The following is a 17,947-nucleotide window of genomic DNA, read 5'->3' as shown; positions in this document are numbered from 1 at the left end:
CCGCGGGGTCTCCCGGGCCGGGCCCGGCGTGCAGCGGCCGGCCCGGGTCAGACCTCGTCGACCTGCGCCAGATACCTGCCGAACTCGCTCTCCAGGACCAGGCGGCCGAGCTTGCGGTACTCCTGGGCGATCGCGGCCACCACCTGGCGCATCGTCAGCGGGACGCCGGACGCGGCGGACAGATAGGCGGCGGTCACCGCGCACGCCCGGATCGAGCCGCCGGCCAGCTCGAAACGGTCCGCGCAGAAGCCGAGGTCCAGATCGTCGGCGCGGGGCAGCCGGCCGCCCAGGCAGCGTTCCCACAGGGCAAGGCGCTGGGTCTCGTCGGGCACCGGGAAGTCCGCCACGACGTCCAGGCGCCGGGTGAACGCCTCGTCGAGGTTGGCCCGCAGATTGGTCGTCAGGACGGCGATACCGTCGAACGACTCCATGCGCTGGAGCAGATACGCCGACTCGATGTTGGCGTGCCGGTCGTGCGCGTCCTTCACCTCCGAGCGTTTTCCGAAGATCGCGTCGGCCTCGTCGAAGAGCAGCACCGCGTTGACCGCCGACGCCTCGGTGAAGATCCGCTCCAGGTTCTTCTCGGTCTCCCCGATGTACTTGTCGACGACCGTGGACAGGTCCACCACGTACAGGTCCATGCCCAGATCGGCCGCCACTACCTCGGCGGACATCGTCTTGCCGGTGCCCGACGCACCCGCGAACAGGGCGATCACGCCGTGCCCCCGGCCGCCGCCGGGCCGCATGCCCCACTGCCCGAGGACCTGGTCGCGATGCCGGGCGCGGACGGCGAGTTCGCGCAGCCCGCGGTGCGTCTGCGCGGGGAGGACGAGGTCGTCCCAGGTCACCGTGGGTTCCACCCGGCGGGCCAGGCGGGCCAGCCCCGCGCTGTTCTGGGCCCGGACCGCGGTGCGCAGATCGTCGGCGGTGAGAGGACGGGCGGCCAGCGCGGCGCTCCGTACGGCCGCGTCGGCGGCCCGCCGCAACTGCCCGGAGTCCAGCCGGTGCGCGGCCACCGACCGGGCCAGCGCGTCGGCGTCCGCCACCGGGAGGTCGTCATCGGCGGCCGCATCCAGCGCGTACCGCCACCGCGCGACCTGCTGCTCGGGGGAGTTCGCGGTCACCGTCAGCGTGACGGGCGTCGCCGCCGCCCACGCCGGGTCCCAGCCGTTCGAGCCGTACGTGAAAAAGGGGATCCCGGTCACCACCGCGCACAGGGTGCGCAGCGCGTGGGCCCGCTCGGACGGATTGTCCGGCAGCGCCTCCAGGGGACCGACGACGATCCCGGCACCCGTCAGCCGTGCCTCGCGGGCAGCGGACCGCACCGCTTCGGGCAGTTCGCCGGGGCGCCGGGCGAGCGCCGCCGTGTCCAGGACCAGACAGCGCAGCCCGGACGCGCGCAGGGCGGCACCCGCCAGGCCTTCGGGGGCACCGCCGAGGGCCCGAAGGTGCACATGGCCGGTGCCGTGACCGGCCGCCGCGGCGGCCCGTCGGACCAGCTCGGGGTCCACGGTCGGGTCGACGCTCGGCTCGCCGAGGATCCGGGCGAGCCGGGCGTCGGGCGCGCGGTGGCCCAGCAGATGCGCCGTGACCCGGTCCGGCACGGCCACCACGCGTGACAACGGGGGCCGTTCGGGCTCGGTGACGTCCAGCAGTCCGCCGTCGATCAGGGGCGCGCCGGGCGCGAGCCGGAACCGGGCCGGGGACATCCCGGTGTGCCCGCACAGTTCGAGCGCGAGGTTGACGGTGGGCCGACGGCGCGTCAGGTCGTCGTTGAGGTAGCCGTAGAGCCGCTCGAACCGGGTGTCCAGGTCCGGTGCCACGGCGATCAGCAGCAGGTCCACGTCCAGCGGCGTCAGACCGAAGTCGCGGGCGAGGTCGTGGAGGAGTGAGCCGGGCGGCGGGTCCGCGGGCGGCGGCAGCGGCAGACCGAGGCCGCCCGGCCCGTCGAGGATCCCGAGGACCGCCTCGGGCGTGAGGTACTGGCCGCGATAGGGATCGTCCGGATCGGGATCGGCGGCGCGCCGGGCGGCGACGGCGCCGCGCACTCGCCCCTCCACCCACCGCAGCCGTTGCCACAGAGGGGGCGCGCGGTCCTCGTCGGCGGGGGACACGGGCTCCACGGTGTACGTCACGGCTGGCGGTCCCCTCGTCGGCGGCGTGCGGGCGCGGGCCGCCGCTCCCGCGAGCCCCCGAATCCGTCGGAGCCGGGATCGCTCACTCCGGTGTAGCGCAGGCGGCGTGCGGACTCCGGCTCGTCCGGCTCGGCCCTGGGCACGGAGCGGACGACGACCCCTTCGGTGACCGGCGGCGCGGCGACCTGCTGGATACCGCCCAGCGGCGCCCGCACCCGCACTCCGAGCGACGGCTTCAGCTCGCCGCCGAGCGCGGACCACACGTCGGAGGCGGCCGGAGCGTCCAGGCCGGTGCCGCCCGCGTCCAGGCCCACGATGAGGCCGAGCTCGGCGAGCGAACCGGTGAGCAGACGCGGCGGCAGCGTGTCCGTGGCCACGAGCGTGCCCAACACCTGGGAAAGCAGCCGGTGTTCGTCCTGCGGCCGCCCCGCCCACGCCGTGACCAGATACGTCAGCCAGAACCAGCGCGCGGGGGAGCGGCGCGCCACGACGAAGCCGTCCTCGTCGTACACCTCGCCGCCGCTGCTGCCGCGCCGCGTGTTGTCCTCGCGGATGTCGTACAGGAACACGCACACGGTCGGGGCGCTGCGCCGGGCCGCCCAGTCACTGGTCGGCGCGTCGAAGACCACCTCGATGCCCGACGCCGCGAGCCCGGACTCGTCGAGCAGCCGGCGCAGCGCCTCGTCGACTTCGTGGATCACCGGCGGGTCACCTCGTCCGGCGGCTGCACACTGCCGTTGACGACCAGGAAGTCGGTCTTCACCGGCGAGAACCCGGGTCCGCTCGCGGTGATGGTCCGCGGGCCCGTCTGGTCCTTGGTGAGGATGAGCAACTGGCCGATGAACGTGCCGTCCGTCTTCGGGACCGTCGGTGCGGCCGCGGCGGTGATCCCGGGCTTCCAGCGGAAGCGCACCGGCACACCCGGCGGGAAGTCCTTGCCGCGCACCGAAGTGACGAAGCCCGGCTTGCCGATCGGCGGCACCGCGACGATCTTCGGCTGGAGGATGCGCAGCCGCTGCCGGGCGCTGTTGTCGCCGGGGTCGGCGTCCGTGCCGGTCGTCGTCAGCTTGCCCGTGACCTGCGTGGTGAGCGCCTTCTTGGGACTCAGCACCACCTGGATCACCGTCCGCGCGCCCGGTGCCAGATCGGGCAGCGCACACAGCCACCCGGTGTCGCAGCCGGCCGGCGGCCCGTTGGTCGGGACGCCCGCGGGCAGCCCGATGCGCAGGCGCAGTCCGGTGGCCAGCGCGTCGCGGCCGTTGCGGACGGTGTACGTGACGACGACGCGGCCGCCCACATAGCCGGGGTTGGGCTGTGCGGTGACGGAGACTCCGGGGCCGGCCTTCGGCGCGGGCGGCGTCGGTGGCGGCGGCGGTGGCGGTGACGGGGTGGTGGGCGGCGTCGGGCTCGGCGACGGGCCGGGCGGCACCGGCGCCTCGCGCACCGGCACCACGGTCCGGTCCGCGTTGTCGCCGGGGTTCGGGTCGATGACGGCGCCGGTGACCGACCAGTCGACGGGCTGGTCGCCCGGGGTGACGCCGGTGAGGGTGACGGTCACCGGGACGGTGGTGCCGGGCGGCACCACACCCAGGTCACAGGTGAGCGCCGCCGCGTCGCAGGTGCCGCCGGGCGCGTCGAGACCGGTGATGCCGACGCCGGGGGGCGGCGCCACGGTGAGCCGGGTGCCGGGCGATGCGGCGGGGCCGTGATTGACGACGTCGACCTCGACGGTGCCGGTGCGGCCGACGGTGATCTCCGGCGCGGTGTCCGGCGCCTGCACCGTGAGGTCCACGGACTGCTGGACGGTCGGCTCTTTCTGACGCCCCGGCAGTTCATGGGTGAGCGGCGTCAGCGTGCCCGAGGTCACGTCCACCGACTGCAGCTTTTCCGGGCTGTTCGTGGCGACTTCGGCACGGGAGCTGATCACGAGGCTCTTGCCGTCCGCCGTCCACGCGGCGTCCCGGGGCTGGAAGGGACCGGTGGCCGTCGTGTCGGGCAGCTCCCGGCCGCACGCGCCGGGCAGGCCGCGCGCGGCCGCGGGCAGCAGCACGCGGCAGTCGTCGCCGGACAGTGAGGTGAGCAGGATGCCGTTGTGCTCGTCGACGCGGCCGCCGCCGCTCTTGCGGTTGAAGGCGACAGTCGTGCCGTCCGGCGAGAACGCCGGGCTGTCGTCGATGATGTCGCAGGCGCCGGGGCAGTCGGTGGCGCTCAGGTCGTGCTGCTGGTCCAGGTGGTCCACCGGCACGGTCCAGATGTGCTTGTTGCCGCCGCCCCCGTTGACCACCTGGGTGCGGGTGAAGGCCAGTGTGGTGCCGTCGGAGGACCAGGTGGGCTGCGCGTCGCTGCCCTGGGCCTGGCCGGCCGGCGGGGTGATCTCGCCGCGGATCTCGCCGGTGGCCGCGTCCGCGATCAGTACCCGGCTGGGCCCCGCCGCGTCACCGGTGCCGCCGGGCGAAGTGCGCGTAAAAGCAAGGGACTTGCCGTCCGGCGAGAACGTCGGATCGGTGTCCCAGTCCCGCGCCCCGCGCCCCGCGAGCGGCAGCGGCTGCGGGTTCGCGCCGTCGGCGTCGGCGATCCAGATCCGCTCGATCCGGCCGTCGTTCGTGTCCTCGAAGCGGGTCACCACGATCCTGCGGCCGTCGGGAGTGTAGTTCTGCCGCTCGGTCCACGGGTCGTACCCGGCGGCGGGCTGGAACAGCGGATCCTTCGTCGGGTCGGTGTTGGTGTCGGCCGCCGGATCCTCCTTGAGGATCGTCAGGCCGAGGTCGCGCGGATCGGAGCCGTCCATGCGGGCGTCCTGGAGGGTCACCGTGTGCGGGCCCGACGCGGAGGTGCGGTCCACGACGGCCTGTCCGCCGTCGACCGGGCCGAGCCAGGTGGCCGATCCGACCTCGCGGTCCTCGCTCAGCACCAGCGTCGGTGTGTCCGCGGAGTGCGCGGGGATACGGAACACGTGGTCCCAGTCGCCCTCGCAGTCACAGGTGCGGTCCGGGCTGAGGAACAACAGGCCGTCTCCATCGGGCAACCACGCTGCCCCGTGGGTCTGCCAGTCGGCCTGCACGCCGGCCAGGAGCGGCCCGCCCCCGCCGCCGCTCCCGGCGGTCCACTGCAGCCGGGGGCCGTCGTTGCCGGTGGCCGTGTAGGCGATGATGTCGCGGTTCTCGTCGTCGTTCACCGGGTTCCAGGCCGGCTCGCTCGCCGTGCCGTTCGCGGGATCGGTGACACGGTTTGCCGTGCCGCCCTGCAACGGCCGTACGTAGATCTGCTGCCCCGCCACCGGATCGCTGTCGCTGGAGTACGCCAGGCGCTGCCCGTCGGGCGAGACCGTCGGGCACTCCTCGTTCGCGGGGGTGTCGGTCAGCCGGGTCAGGCCGGTTCCGTCGGTGCGGACGAGCCACAGGTCGCGCTGGGTGCCGCCGCCCGAGCCGCCGGGCTCGGCGGAGTCGAAGACGACCGACTGCCCGTCCGGCGTCAGGCGCGGATGAGCGGCGTCGCGCCCGCTGGTCAGCCGCCGCACCGAGCCGTCGGCGGCCCGCAGATAGATCTGCGGGTCCTTCTCGTCGCGGCGGCTCGCGAAGACCAACTGGTTGCCCGACGCCGAGGGCTGGACGTCGAGGTGGGCCGGGCCCACGCCGAACAGCGGCGCGCTGGACGTGGTCGTCTCGACCCTGCCCAGGCTGCGGTGCCGGGTCCCGGCGTACGCGATCCGGGTCTCGGGCGCACCGGCCGCGTCCGCCGCCTGCGCCGTGCCCCCGCCCCTGCCGGGGCCTGCCGCCGCCGTCACCGCGAGCAGGGGAACCAGCAGCAGCAACGCCATGCCGATTCTCCCCGGGCGGTGCCGCCGGCCCCCCGAGCCTCCCGTGCCCCTCACGGCCCACCTCACAGTCCGAACGCCGCATTTGCACATACGGCCGCCAGCCTGCTGCCCGATGCGCGCGCGGGGCAGGGCCGTCGGGCCGCACGCGGGGGAAGAGCCGGGTGCGCGTAAGGGCAGCGCAGGGGCAGTCGCCGGACTGCGGGGGCGGGCCGCGCCGTCAGATCAGGCCGTTGCGCAGGGCGTGACCGACCGCGTGGGCGCGGTTGCGGAGTTGCAGGCGCGTGATGACCTCGTGCAGCACGTTCTTGACGGTCCGTTCGGAGTACGCGGTCTTGCGGGCGATCTCCGAGGTGTCCAGCCCTTCCGACACCAGGCGCAGCATCTCCGCCTCCCGCGTCGTCAGCGTGGAGAGGGACACGGCGCGGGGGTCGAGCGTCGAGCGCTGCAGGCTGCCCACGTGCGTGAGCAGCTTCGCGAGCAGGTCGCCGGGGAGCACACCCTCGCCGTTGGCTATCGCCAGGACCAGGCGTAACAGCCGGTCCTGGTCGGCCTCGGCGCGCCGCAGGACCGCCGCGACACCCGAGTCGAGCGTGCGCTGCAAAGCGTCCCCCGACTCGAACGTGCCGACCACAACTCCCGTACGGGTAGCGGTGTTGTGCCGCAACCTGTTCAGCAGGGCGGACGTCTCGTCGTCCACTGTGTCCACGACGACGAGCGACACGCGCGCGCTGTCGGCGTCGTTGTCATCGACGAGTTCGACCTCGGGGCGCTGGCGCAGCTGATGGACGACACCGACGTACAGGATCGGATCGGGTGCGTACACGGCCACGCTGACGCGCTCGGAGCGGTCGGCGCGGGTCGGCCAGCGGGCGGACCGGGACGCCGCCTGCTGGGACTCCTGGTGGGAGGCGGCGGCAAGCCTGATCGTGCTGGTGGAAGACATAGTTGTCAGTACCTGTTCCGTGATGCGTGTGTGGGGGCACGGGCCTGGCCCGGTGGAACGGTGGTGCTCCTCGGGCCGCGGGCGGTTGCCCGGTCGGCCGCGTCACTGCCGACCGGTGAGTCGACAGACGTATGTGGAAGGGGAGTTGAGGAGAGTTCCTGGAGGCATCGCCACTGCCCGAGGCGTTGCCCTCGGGCCTCTCGAAGGGGCCGGGTCACCGGCGTAGCGTCGCCGCGTGACGTCTCCAACAGCCTCTCCCAGTCCCGGTTCGCCCGGTCTCGACATCCCCGAGGTGTCGGTGACACCCGGCGGCACCGCAACCACCAGCCTGACCGTCCGCAACGACAGCGACATCGTCGAGGCGTACAGCCTGGAGGTCGTGGGCGAATGCGCCGCCTGGGCCACGGTGGAACCGGAGCGCATCTCCCTCTACCCCGGCACCTCCGAGACGGTGACGATCCGTCTGGGACCGCCGCGCTCGCCCGAGGTGCGGGCCGGTGAGAAACCTCTGGCCGTACGGGTTCTGCCGACCGAGCACCCGGAGGCGGTACGGGTCCCCGAGACCACCGTGCGCGTCGAGGAGTTCCGGCAGCTGCGCACCGAGGTGACCCCGCACCGGCGCCGCGGCTGGCTCCGCGGCCGCTACCGGCTGGCACTGCGCAACGAGGGCAACGCCCCGACGCAGCTGGGCTTCACGCCCCGGCAGCCCGGCGAGGAACTCGGCTTCGCCTTCAAGCCGACGGTGCAGAAGCTGGAGCCGGGCGAGTCCGCGGAAGTCGGTCTGCGGGTCCGCATCGGGAAGCCGGTGTGGTTCGGCAACCCCGTGGTCTGGCCGTTCACCGTGGAGGTCGCCGAGACCGGGGAGGACGGCGAGCGGCAGGAGCAGACGGACCCGACCGATGTCCGGGCGCCGCTGGACGCGGAGTTCGTCCAGATACCGATCTTCCCCAAGTGGCTGCTCGCGGTGCTGGCCGCACTGCTCGCCCTGCTGCTGGCCTGGTTCATGCTGGTGCGGCCCGCGGTGCGCAGCACGGCGAAGGAAGCCGCCAACCAGGTGGTGCAGCCGCGGCCGACCCCCGGGGAGAGCGCGGGCGGACAGCCCGGTGGCGGCGGCGCCTCGCAGAAGCCCGACGGCGGCTCGGACACCCAGCCGGGCACCGGCGGCGGAGGCTCCGGGTCCGGGGGCGGCAGCGGATCGGCGGGCGGGCAGCAGAGTTCGGCCACCATCGACCTGCAGACGTCCACCGGCTCGGACAAGACCGGTACGTACACGGTGCCCGAGGGCAAGGTGTTCGGGATCACCGACATCGTCGTCGCCAACTTCCAGGGCGACGAAGGGGTGCTGACCATCAACTTCGGCGAGCGCAAGATCACGACGATCGCGCTGGAGACCTTCCGCAACCAGGACTACCACTGGGTCACCCCCATCAGGATCACCGAGAACGACACCGTGACCGCCCAGGTGACCTGTGCCAAGCCGGGCACGCCGGCCACGGGCCGTCGTGCGCAGGAATGTCACGAGGTCCTGAACGTGAGTGGCGTACTCAGCAGCACCAGGTGAACCAGGCGTCCCGCCCATGGTCATGCAGATGCGGTGACCTGCAAAGGGAGGCATCTTTCCGCGTCCGGAAAGCAGATCCCCGGATCGCGCGGCCGGATGTCTCCTTTGTGGTCTTAAGTGCCGGTGTCACAGCCCAAATACCCGGACCGGGTGACAAGATGAGGCATCTCGTGCCGTAGAGAACTTGGCTTGATCGTTGCTCCCTCCACCGCCCGCAGATGTGCGGAGGGGATATGCCGGACGGCAATGGCCGGCGTCACTGGAGCAGGATGGTGAGGACGAGCCGGTTCTGCGCCCCGCTCGCGGCGTCGAACCGGCCCTCCCAGCCCCACTGTTCGTGGAAGCTCTGCATGCTGCGCTGCGGCCCGTACATCTCGAAGTACCACTGAGGGTCCCCGCCGCTGAGGGTCTGGTCCTCCTCGTGCCGCGCGAAGTTCTCCATGGTCACGTGGTCCTCGCCGCTCTTGGCCACCACCCCGCCGAAGTGGAAGTCGAGCCCGCCCGACGTGGCGTCCGGACGCAGCGCCTTGATCATGAAGACGTCACCGATGCCGGCGGGCGGCGTGAACCGGTTCAGCCGGAACCGTTCGTAGGCCTCGGTGAGCAGGAGCGCCCGGGCCGGATCGTCGCGATACGCCACCACCTTCCCGATCAGGGCGGCCAGGACGTCGGACAGGTCCTTCCTCGCCGTGGCCGAGGTGTCCGACGCCGCCGTGTCCCAGGCGGTCTGCAGCTTCGCCCGCTCCTGCGCGGCCGTCGTGTCCTGCGCCAGGCTGCCCAGCACGTCCGCGAGGGCGTGGAAGTAGCGCTGCTCCCCGATGATCTCGGGGCTGTGCTTGCCGGAGACGGCGGTGGCGATCTCGTTGCAGCGCTGGGGCAGCCGGATGGCGAGCCCGCGCTGCTGCGTGGCGGGGCGCTGGACCCCGGCCGGGCGGTTCATCACCGGCACCACCTGCCACAGGGTCAGTTCCTTGTCGCGGGTGATGATCTTCAGAAGCTTCGTCGTCCTGGTCAGCGTCATCAAGCTCTCGCCCCGTTCGAGGCTCACCCGGCCCCGGAGCCTGTCGTTCGCCTGGTCGATGCGCTTCTGTGTGGCGAAGAAGGTCTTGGCCTGGCGGCCGCCGCCGGTGTCCTCGACGGCCAGGTCGAGGTGGTCCGCCAGACGCAGCGGCGCCTGCCCCCGGTACTCGACGTTGAGGTTGCCGTCGGCGTCGACGTAACTGGGCCGCTGCTCCGTCTCCCCGGACGGCTCCGTGAACGTCCGCGGGCGGGCCACCTGTCCGGGGAAGAAGTCCGCTGTCGCGGCGCCCGGCCGGCCCTGCGCGTCGAGGGTGCCCAGGACCGGGTACTGCGCGGAGCCGGGCCGGACCACGGCGAAGCGCTGGACGTGCGCGGGTGCCTCGCCCGTCTGCGCGTGGTCCCGGTGGCCGTCCTCGGCCCGGTCCCTCTCGGGAACCGGTCCGGCGAGCGCCGTGCAGGCGTTGCGCTCCGCCGCCTGCTCGAACCGGTCCGACGGATCGCTGACTCGCAACCCCGAGCCGATGTCGGTCCCGGCCACCGGACCCCGGCGCTGCTGGATCACATGCGTCAACTCGTGGGCCAGGATGTGCCGGCCGCCGCCTCCGCGGCCGATGACGATGTCATTGCCCGAGGTGTAGGCCCGCGCGCCCAGTTCCGCCGCCGAGCGCTGCGCGACGGAACCGGTGTGCAGCCGTACGTCGGCGAAGTCCGCGCCGAGCCGGGCCTCCATCTCCGTCCGCACGGGCTCCGCCAGCGGACGTCCCGCGGAGCGCAGCGCATCGGGCACCGCGGAACGCTGCACGGGAGCCTCGCCCCTGCCCAGCATGCGCACCACGGCGTCGTTGCCCACCGAGCGCTGCAGCGCCGCCATTGCCGGCCCGCGCCGCGCAGCGGCGGGCGGGGCGTCACCGCGGGGCTGTGCGCTCCGCGACGGGCGCTCTTCTTTCCTCGGACGCATGCGGCCTCCACGTCGCTGCTTCACCGGACCACGGGTCAGGTCTAGCGCGTCCCTCCGGGCGTGGGCAGGGCCACGAGGGCAAGGCCGGGGGCAGGACCGCTGCCGATGGGCGAAGCAGCAGGTGAAGAACTGACCGACGTGCGACCGCAGTCGGGACCGTCAGACCGGCTCGCGGCCGCCCCGCTTGCGGGCCAGCGCCGTGCGCAGACTCCGCTCGAAGGCCGGGTCGCCGCGGCGCCAGGAGTTGATACGCCGCAGATTGATGCCGCTGCGCTGGGCCGCGCCCGTCAGCGTCGAGCCCATCCGTATGCGGGCCAGGACGGCCTCCTGCGCGCGGGCGGCCCCTTGGCCGCCGGCCCGGGCGACGGCCGCGTCGAAGGCCGGGTTGTTGCGCATCCAGGCCGCGAGGGTCGAGCGGGGGATCCCCAGGCGGTCACGGGCCTCGGGAACCTCCACGTCGCCGGTGCGCAGCAGCTCGATGAACTGCATCTGCAGCGCGGCCCGTTCCTCGGGCTTGCGCAGCTTGGTGGCCGGCAGGGTGAGGGCGTCGGTCACCCGCATCCCGGTCGCGACGCGCTGCACAAGGACCTGGGCCGTGACCTGAAAACGCGGATCCTCGGCCCAGGCGGCGGCGCTCTTGGTCTCCCCGAACGCGCTGAACTCGGCCTGCACGCGGCGCCGCCGGGAGCGGCCGAGTTCGGTCAGGGTCACCTCCAGCTCGGTGAAGGCGGCCGAGGAGCGCCACGAGGCGAGAGGCTCGGCCGAGGCCGTCGGCCGGTCACCGTGCAGCAGGGCGAGCAGATGACCGGCGACGGCGTCGAGCGCCTCGGGCGCCTGTGGAGCTCCGTGTTGCGCGTCATCGAGGTTCATGACCGGGGCACGGTAGCCGCTGCGCGATACGGAGAACAGGCGGATGCACGGCGGTTCGGGAAGAAACCGACACGGGGTCGCCCGAAGCGGCTCCCGGGCCCGTGGGTCGCTAAGCCTGCCGCCCGCCCGGGAGCGGACAGAAGTGACTGCCCCCTTCGGCGACCACCGTCATTCCGGGGGCGATCTCCGTGAAGCCGGCGTCGTTCACCACCGGCAGCCCGGCCCGCGTCAGCGGCCCCCAGCGGTCGCGGTCGGCGACCCGGACGGACAGCGGGAAGCCCGCCTCGCGCCACTCCTTGCGCTCGGTGTCCGACAGCTCCCACCAGGCCAGCTGGGCGCCGTGCCCGGCCTGGGCCATGGTCTTGCCCGCGGTCATGTCGACGTCGGGGTTCAGCCACAGGACGGGCGCCCGGGGGTCCGGCGCGGCCGGCGGCTCCGGGTCGTCGAGTTCCGTGCCGGAGACCTGCAGCCGGGCCAGATCCTTGGGCCAGCCGTCGAGCGGGACCGGCGGAAACACCCGGACCTCGGCCGACCTCCCCGTCACGGTGATCCCTTCGAGCGCCTGTGCCCTGCGCCACTCCGCGCCGCGAGCCCGCCGCACCACCTTGCGGATCCGGGCGTCCTGCCAGTCGCGCATGACCTGCGCCCACTCGCCGTCGCCGGTCGCCCGCGGGTCGGAGAGGATCACGAGGACCGCGCGGGCCGCAGTCTCCAGTGCGTCGGTGCGGGCCGGGGGAGCGGCCCTCTCGATCCGCGCCACGAGGGGCAGCACGAACTGCGGAGCCTCGTCACGCGAGGTCCGCTCGGACCGGAAGGGGCTGTCCTGCGGCACCTCGGCAGAGGTGTCGGCGGCGTCGTTCGGGAGGGTCTGGTCGTCACTGCTCACCGGACCAGTCTGCCAGGCGGAAGATCGGTTCCTCGCGGCCCTTTGCGGCAGCTGTGGTCACCCCGAGCAGGAGGTGCGCTGCGCCTCCTGCCATTCGCACACGGGGCACAGCGTCACACCCTTGTGGGACTCCGGGTACTCGGTGGGCTCGCGGCACAGCACGCACTCGGCGAACGGTTCCGTGGTCGCGCCGGCCGTTTCGGATACCTCCGGGCCCGTACGCGGACCCGGCCCGTCGCGGTAGTCAGCCATGACTCCCAGCGTAGTCCTGGCCCCGGACGGGCGCGCGGCCCCAGTGCGATGCCGGGCATCACCTCCACGGCCTCCGCGATCTCCTCCACCCCTGCCGTATGCCGCGCGACGCCGGCGCGCAGGGCCGGGTGGTCGGCGACGCGGCCTCACCCCGGCGGAATCGGCCACAGCACTCTTCGTACGTCTCCGTGAGACCGCACGGGCAGGAGCGCTTGTGAGCCGGGGCGGAGCCACGCTGCCGCCGGAATTGTGAGGTACGTCAGGACATGAGTTCCCTTCCGCTGCACCATCCGCTGTGTGAAATCCGTGAACTATCTGTTCCGACACGTGCACATCGTGTGTGGGTCGCACGCACATCCCTTCATCGAACCGTCTTTCGGACTGGCGTAAACATGCCTTGCTCCCACAACTGCCAACTCCCCAAGGTGGGTTGAGCACTTGAGCATCAGGAGTCACAAGCGTGCGTGCTTGACCCGGGCGGCCGTCCGTCCGGGGCATTGACGGGGGAACTGATACGGGCTGTGCGGACCGGCGCGACATGACGCGTCCGGAGACCGCCGCGCGCCCGCCGTGCCGACACCTCCCCCTCTGCCGCCTCTTGGTGCCTTTCACCCGGTGCCCGAGAAGGGATAGGAGGGGGAATGCCGACGAATGCCGTGAGCGCCGCGAGGCCTACTTACCCGGGCGTCTACGTCGAAGAGCTTCCCAGCAGCACCCGCGCCATCTCCGCCGTGACCACTTCGGTGACCGCGTTCGTGGGGCACACCCGGCGCGGCCCGCTCAACGAGCCGGTGCGCGTCACCGGATTCACCGAGTTCGAGCGGCGCTTCGGAGGGCTGAGCGCGCAGAGCCCGCTCGCCTACGCGGTGCACCAGTTCTTCGGCAACGGCGGCTCCGTCGCCGTGGTCGTCAGGGTCGCCAAGGCGGGCAGCGGCAAGGCCGCCTGCGTCGTCCTGGAGTCCACCGAGGGCCACAGCGAGAGCCATGTGCTCGAGGTCCACGCCAAGGAACCTGGCGTGTGGGGCAACGGTCTGCGGGTCGCCGTCGACTACGACACCCCGGACTGCGACGACACCTTCAACCTGCGGGTCTACGATGCCAAGGGCGACGCCCGCGAGAGCTTCACCGGCCTGTCCATGGACGCCGGCAGCGGAACCCACGCGCCCACCGTGATCAACGCCGGGTCGCGCCTCATTCGCGTCGACGCCGTGGGCGAGGGCCGCCCCGACCCGTCCGGCACCGTCTCCAAGCCGTTCGGCCACGAACTGCCCGACCTGGCCGTCGACGTGACGGTGAAGATCGGTGACGTGGAGCGTGAGTTCAAGCTCTACGACGCCGACTGCGACGGCGAGGCCCCGTCCTCCGTGGCCGAGCTGGCGCTGCTTCTGGAGCGCAAGCTGCGGGCGCTGCCCGACGCGCCGGGCCGGCACGCCTTCGCGGGTGTCGAGGTCACGGCGTTCGGCCGGCGCATCCAGGTCGTCGCGGGCTCCACCGACCCCGAGGACGTCGTCCGCTTCCTGGGCGAGTGCGCCAACGACCTGGGCCTGGAGGCCTCGGTCAACCCGCCGGTGTTCCCGCTGGAGGGCGGCGAGGACGGCGAGGCCCCCGGCCCGCGCGACCTCATCGGCTCCGAGGCCGACAAGACCGGCATCCAGGCGCTGCGCGGGGTGGCCGACGTCAACCTGCTGTCGCTGCCGGAGCTGGCGTCGTACGAGAAGACCGAGGACGCGCTCACCGTCGTATCCGCCGCTCAGCGGCTGTGCGAGGAGCGGCGGATCTTCCTGCTGGTCGACGCGCCCAGCACCTGGGTGAGCGTGGACTCGGCGCGGGCGGGCCTGTCCGCCTTCGACGCCGTGCGCGGCAACCACGCGGGCCTGTACTTCCCGCACCTGCAGCTCACCGACCCGCTCACCGGGCGGCTGCGCGCCTTCCCGCCGTCCGGCGCCGTCGCCGGCGTCATCGCGCGCACCGACTCCGAGCGCGGTGTCTGGAAGGCACCGGCCGGTACGGAGGCGCAGCTCGTCGGAGTGCGCTCGCTGACCGTCGATCTGACGGACCGCGAGACGGGGCTGCTCAATCCGCTCGGTGTGAACTGCCTGCGCACCTTCCCGCTGGCCGGTCCGCTGGTGTGGGGCGCGCGCACGCTGGAGGGCTCCGACGCCCTCGACAGCGCTTGGAAGTACGTGCCCGTGCGGCGGCTCGCGCTGCATGTGGAGGAGAGCCTCCAACGCGGGTTGCAGTGGGTCGTGTTCGAGCCCAACGACGAGAGCCTGTGGCAGCAGATCCGGCTGTCCGCCTCCTCGTATCTGCACACGCTCTTCCGCCAGGGCGCCTTCAAGGGCAGCACTCCGCGGGAGGCGTACTTCGTCAAGTGCGACAGCGAGACCACGACGGACGAGGACGTGGCGAACGGGATCGTCAACGTGCTCGTCGGCATCGCGCCGGTCCGTCCGGCCGAGTTCGTGGTCGTCAAGATCCAGCAGACGTCCGGGCAGTTCGCTCTCTAGCGGCCCGGGATCCAGGGAGAGCTGAAGGAAATCGATGGCTGAGTTCACGGTCAACGCCCATCGCTTCGACCCGTACAAGAACTTCAAGTTCCTGGTCCTGTGGGACGGACGTACGGTCGCCGGCATCAGCAAGATCAGTCCGCTGAAGCGGACCACGGAGGTCGTCAAGCACCGCCACGGCGGTGACCCCTCCTCCCCGCGCAAGTCGCCGGGGCGCTCGGAGTTCGAGGGCATCACCCTCGAACGCGGGGTGACCCACGACCCGGAGTTCGACCGCTGGGCCAACAAGGTCTGGCAGGTCGGCGCGGGCCTCGGCTCGGAGGTGTCCCTCGCGGACTTCCGCAAGGACCTCGTCATCCAGGTCCTCAACGAGGCCGGCCAGGTCGCCGTCTCGCACAAGCTGTACCGGACCTGGCCCAGCGAGTACCAGGTCCTCGGTGAACTGGACGCCAACGCCAACGCGGTGGCCATCCAGTCGCTGAAGCTCGAGTGCGAGGGCTGGGAGCGGGACTACGAGGTGCCCGAGCCGGAGGAGCCCTCGTTCCTCAACCCGGCCTGAGCGCTCCGCCGGAAGTGCCGCGACGGGTCGTCGTTCGTCTGAGGCTTCGTCGTGGCTGGTCGCGGAAATCGGGGTGTACATGGTGATCACCGGGGCGGCTGAATTGCTGGCTGCCTGGGAGGCGGGCCTCGGCGAGGCTCCGGTCGGGCGTGCGCTGCTGCTGCACCGCACGGCACGACCGGACGTCGGGGCGGAACGGCTGCCGGCACTGCCGGTGGGCGAGCGCGAGGCGGACCTGTTCGCGTTGCGCCGGGCGCTGTTCGGCGAGCGGATGCAGGTGCGCCTGGCGTGCGTCGCGTGCGGACAGGACATGGAGTTCGACCTGGACGCCGGGGAGCTCTCCGGGTCACTGGGCGGGCGCGGCGAGTCGGCCGTGCGGGTCCAACAGGACGGCTGGGACGTCGAGTTCAGGCTGCCCGGCGTCGCCGACCTTACGGCGGCGGCCCGGGCGGCGGATCCGCGTGCGGCACTGTTCGCGCAATGCCTGGTCTCGGCGGTGCACGACGGGACGGCGGTGACGGCGGGGGAGTTGCCCGCGCCGCTACAGCGCCGGATCGTCGAGGCCGTCGAGACGGCCGACCCCGGCGCCGACCTGGCGCTCAACGTGGCCTGCCCCGAGTGCGGGCAGGCCACCCGGGCCGAGCTCGACATCGCCTCCTACCTGTGGACCGAACTGGACTCCTGGGCACGGGACGTGCTGCTCGACGTCCATCTGCTCGCCACCGCCTACGGCTGGAGCGAGCCGGAGATCCTGGCGCTCAGCCCGACGCGGCGCCGCTACTACCTGGAGCTGTGTGCGGATGTCTGACTCCGAGACCCCTGAGGGCTCGCCGGACTTCCTCGACCGGCTGCTCGCGCGGCACACCGCCGCGCGGCCGGCCGCGGCGCGGGTACGGCCCCGGCTGCCCGGCCCGTTCGAGCGGGTCGAGGCGGTACGGGCCGCCGCACCGGCACCGGACGAGGACGCGCTGCTGTGGCCCGCGGCCACGCCGTCGGCCCCTCCGCTGCCGGATGCGCCGTCGCCGACGGCTGCGGCGGCACGGACGCACACGGAACGGGAGCGGACCGTGGTCCGCAGCGAACGGGTGGCGGAACGGCAGGGGCCACGTCCGGCGCCGGTGGTCATGGCCGAGGCACCGCTGCTGCGGCCCGCCACGCCTGTCGCGCCGCCGCGGACTCCGCCCGAGACCGGGCGGCGTGCGCCGGGCCGGGGGCGTGCGGAGCTGGGAGCCGCACTGCCCGCGGTGTCCGTGCCCGTCCCCCCGGGCAGGGACGCCGCTCCCCACGCCGTATCGGCGGCGCTGCCCCCCAGCGCCGCCGATACGGCGGCAACGCGCGACGCCGTACGGCAGGCCGCGGCCCGGCGACCGGCACGGGCCGTCGAGCAGGTGGTGCAGGTGCAGATCGGGCGGCTCGAAGTGACGGCGGGCGAGGCGCCCGGCGGCGGACGGCCGCGGACACCCGCCGCGGGGAGGGCCGGGGCGACCTTGAGCCTCACGGAATACCTGGCGCGGGGGCGCGAGTGAACCGCGGACACGGATCAGAACGACGACCAGCAGGCCGAGAGGAACCGAGGAACTGACGCCATGAGCAACGCACTTGCCCTCGCGCATGTCACCCAGGCCCTCGCCCTGCTGCTCGAGTCCAACCTGGGTCCCGAGATCGACATGGCCGTCAAGGTCGAGCCGCGCAAGCCGCCGGCCGACCCGCCGACCGAGCCCACCATCTCCGTGTTCCTCTACCAGGTCACGCCCGACACCTCGCAGCGCAACAACGACCTGCCGACGCGTGCGGCCGACGGCACGCTGGTCAAGCGGCCCGTCGCGGCACTCGACCTGCACTACCTGATCACCGCGTACGGCGACGAGACGGAACTGGTCGGTCAGCGGCTGATCGGTTCCGTGGTGCGCGCGCTGCACGAGATACCGGTCCTGCCGAAGGACATCATCGAACTCGCCGGCGAGCGGCCGTACTTGGCAGGCAGCAATCTCGCCGAGTCGGCGCAGCGCGTGCGGTTCACTCCGACGGTGATGGACGTCGACGAGACGTCGAAGCTGTGGGGGATGCTCTACCAGACGCCCTACACCCTGTCGGTGTGCTACCAGGCGACCCTCGTCCTCATCGACGGCCGGGAGACTCCGGTGGCGGGCAAGCCGGTGGAGCGGCCGGAGGTACGGGTGCTGCCGTTCGGGGCGCCGGGCGCGCCGATCCCTCCGGGGGCGGAGCCGACTCCTGACGTGACCTCAAATGAGCCTGCTTCGGGCGATGTTGCGAAGAAGGAGGCCGACCCCCCGGCCCCGAGCGCCAAGAAGGCAGCCAGGACCCCTGCGAAGGCCGTCGCGAAATCCCCGGCCAAGGCCCCGGCGCGGACGCGCAAGACAGCACCCCGGGCCGCCAAGCCCACGCAGGAGTGACACGGCATGGAGACGACGGGGGCAG

The 17,947-nt window shown here is 72.7% G+C and carries 14 protein-coding genes; 6 read left to right on the top strand and 8 right to left on the bottom strand.

Going from position 1 to position 17,947, the window contains the following annotated elements; all coding sequences use genetic code 11:
- Window positions 1-47: 47 nt before the first annotated feature.
- From OG698_RS14405 to OG698_RS14390, 4 genes are all read right to left on the bottom strand, one after another.
- Window positions 48-2,135 (bottom strand): ATP-binding protein, encoded by a 2,088-nt coding sequence (locus tag OG698_RS14405; protein WP_406103404.1) that lies wholly within the window; start codon window positions 2,133-2,135, stop codon window positions 48-50.
- Window positions 2,132-2,836, bottom strand: coding sequence for a DUF4255 domain-containing protein (locus OG698_RS14400; protein ID WP_406103403.1), 705 nt, complete (start codon window positions 2,834-2,836; stop codon window positions 2,132-2,134). Before OG698_RS14400 ends, OG698_RS14405 begins: the two co-directional genes overlap by 4 nt.
- Window positions 2,833-5,952 carry a hypothetical protein gene (locus tag OG698_RS14395; RefSeq protein WP_406103402.1) on the bottom strand — a complete coding sequence of 1,040 codons (3,120 nt, stop codon included), beginning with the start codon at window positions 5,950-5,952 and terminating at the stop codon, window positions 2,833-2,835. Before OG698_RS14395 ends, OG698_RS14400 begins: the two co-directional genes overlap by 4 nt.
- A 217-nt stretch (window positions 5,953-6,169) precedes the next feature.
- Complete coding sequence (locus OG698_RS14390) at window positions 6,170-6,895, bottom strand: LuxR C-terminal-related transcriptional regulator (protein WP_406103401.1); 726 nt, start codon at window positions 6,893-6,895, stop codon at window positions 6,170-6,172.
- A 235-nt stretch (window positions 6,896-7,130) separates the two neighbouring features.
- Here OG698_RS14390 and OG698_RS14385 point away from each other — a divergent pair, with 235 nt between their 5' ends.
- Window positions 7,131-8,456 (top strand): hydrolytic protein, encoded by a 1,326-nt coding sequence (locus OG698_RS14385; protein ID WP_406103400.1) that lies wholly within the window; start codon window positions 7,131-7,133, stop codon window positions 8,454-8,456.
- 256 nt (window positions 8,457-8,712) lie between these two features.
- On the opposite strand, the gene OG698_RS14380 is transcribed toward OG698_RS14385, so the two are convergent.
- From OG698_RS14380 to OG698_RS14365, 4 genes are all read right to left on the bottom strand, one after another.
- Window positions 8,713-10,434, bottom strand: coding sequence for a DUF4157 domain-containing protein (locus OG698_RS14380; protein ID WP_406103399.1), 1,722 nt, complete (start codon window positions 10,432-10,434; stop codon window positions 8,713-8,715).
- A gap of 159 nt (window positions 10,435-10,593) precedes the next feature.
- Window positions 10,594-11,304, bottom strand: coding sequence for a hypothetical protein (locus OG698_RS14375; protein ID WP_406103398.1), 711 nt, complete (start codon window positions 11,302-11,304; stop codon window positions 10,594-10,596).
- Between the two features lie 109 nt (window positions 11,305-11,413).
- Window positions 11,414-12,190: a peptidyl-tRNA hydrolase gene (locus tag OG698_RS14370; RefSeq protein WP_406103397.1), complete on the bottom strand. Its 777-nt coding sequence runs from the start codon at window positions 12,188-12,190 to the stop codon at window positions 11,414-11,416.
- A 57-nt stretch (window positions 12,191-12,247) separates the two neighbouring features.
- Window positions 12,248-12,442 (bottom strand): hypothetical protein, encoded by a 195-nt coding sequence (locus OG698_RS14365; protein WP_406103396.1) that lies wholly within the window; start codon window positions 12,440-12,442, stop codon window positions 12,248-12,250.
- Window positions 12,443-13,083: 641 nt separating this feature from the next.
- Here OG698_RS14365 and OG698_RS14360 point away from each other — a divergent pair.
- The 5 genes from OG698_RS14360 to OG698_RS14340 all read left to right on the top strand — a co-directional run bounded on the left by OG698_RS14360 (window position 13,084) and on the right by OG698_RS14340 (window position 17,922).
- Window positions 13,084-14,949, top strand: coding sequence for a phage tail sheath family protein (locus tag OG698_RS14360; protein ID WP_406103395.1), 1,866 nt, complete (start codon window positions 13,084-13,086; stop codon window positions 14,947-14,949).
- Between the two features lie 34 nt (window positions 14,950-14,983).
- Window positions 14,984-15,508: a phage tail protein gene (locus tag OG698_RS14355; RefSeq protein ID WP_100591276.1), complete on the top strand. Its 525-nt coding sequence runs from the start codon at window positions 14,984-14,986 to the stop codon at window positions 15,506-15,508.
- A gap of 79 nt (window positions 15,509-15,587) precedes the next feature.
- Window positions 15,588-16,316 carry a hypothetical protein gene (locus OG698_RS14350; protein ID WP_406111070.1) on the top strand — a complete coding sequence of 243 codons (729 nt, stop codon included), beginning with the start codon at window positions 15,588-15,590 and terminating at the stop codon, window positions 16,314-16,316.
- A complete protein-coding gene (locus OG698_RS14345) occupies window positions 16,309-17,034 on the top strand; it encodes a hypothetical protein (protein WP_406103394.1) in 726 nt (241 codons plus the stop codon). Before OG698_RS14350 ends, OG698_RS14345 begins: the two co-directional genes overlap by 8 nt.
- 60 nt (window positions 17,035-17,094) lie before the next feature.
- A complete protein-coding gene (locus tag OG698_RS14340) occupies window positions 17,095-17,922 on the top strand; it encodes a Pvc16 family protein (RefSeq protein WP_406103393.1) in 828 nt (275 codons plus the stop codon).
- Window positions 17,923-17,947 lie beyond the last annotated feature (25 nt).

This window comes from Streptomyces sp. NBC_01003, assembly GCF_045162695.1.
In the GTDB taxonomy this organism is placed as follows: domain Bacteria; phylum Actinomycetota; class Actinomycetes; order Streptomycetales; family Streptomycetaceae; genus Streptomyces.
This window is presented reverse-complemented; position numbering and strand designations above follow the sequence as displayed.

Bases quoted from the DNA above. Each gene is read 5' to 3' on its own strand.
- OG698_RS14395 (WP_406103402.1), bottom strand. From the start codon at position 5,952: ATGGCGTTGCTGCTGCTGGTTCCCCTGCTCGCGGTGACGGCGGCGGCA.
- OG698_RS14390 (WP_406103401.1), bottom strand. From the start codon at position 6,895: ATGTCTTCCACCAGCACGATCAGGCTTGCCGCCGCCTCCCACCAGGAG.
- OG698_RS14380 (WP_406103399.1), bottom strand. From the start codon at position 10,434: ATGCGTCCGAGGAAAGAAGAGCGCCCGTCGCGGAGCGCACAGCCCCGC.
- OG698_RS14375 (WP_406103398.1), bottom strand. From the start codon at position 11,304: ATGAACCTCGATGACGCGCAACACGGAGCTCCACAGGCGCCCGAGGCG.
- OG698_RS14365 (WP_406103396.1), bottom strand. From the start codon at position 12,442: ATGGCTGACTACCGCGACGGGCCGGGTCCGCGTACGGGCCCGGAGGTA.
- OG698_RS14360 (WP_406103395.1), top strand. From the start codon at position 13,084: ATGCCGACGAATGCCGTGAGCGCCGCGAGGCCTACTTACCCGGGCGTC.
- OG698_RS14355 (WP_100591276.1), top strand. From the start codon at position 14,984: ATGGCTGAGTTCACGGTCAACGCCCATCGCTTCGACCCGTACAAGAAC.
- OG698_RS14350 (WP_406111070.1), top strand. From the start codon at position 15,588: ATGGTGATCACCGGGGCGGCTGAATTGCTGGCTGCCTGGGAGGCGGGC.
- OG698_RS14345 (WP_406103394.1), top strand. From the start codon at position 16,309: ATGTCTGACTCCGAGACCCCTGAGGGCTCGCCGGACTTCCTCGACCGG.
- OG698_RS14340 (WP_406103393.1), top strand. From the start codon at position 17,095: ATGAGCAACGCACTTGCCCTCGCGCATGTCACCCAGGCCCTCGCCCTG.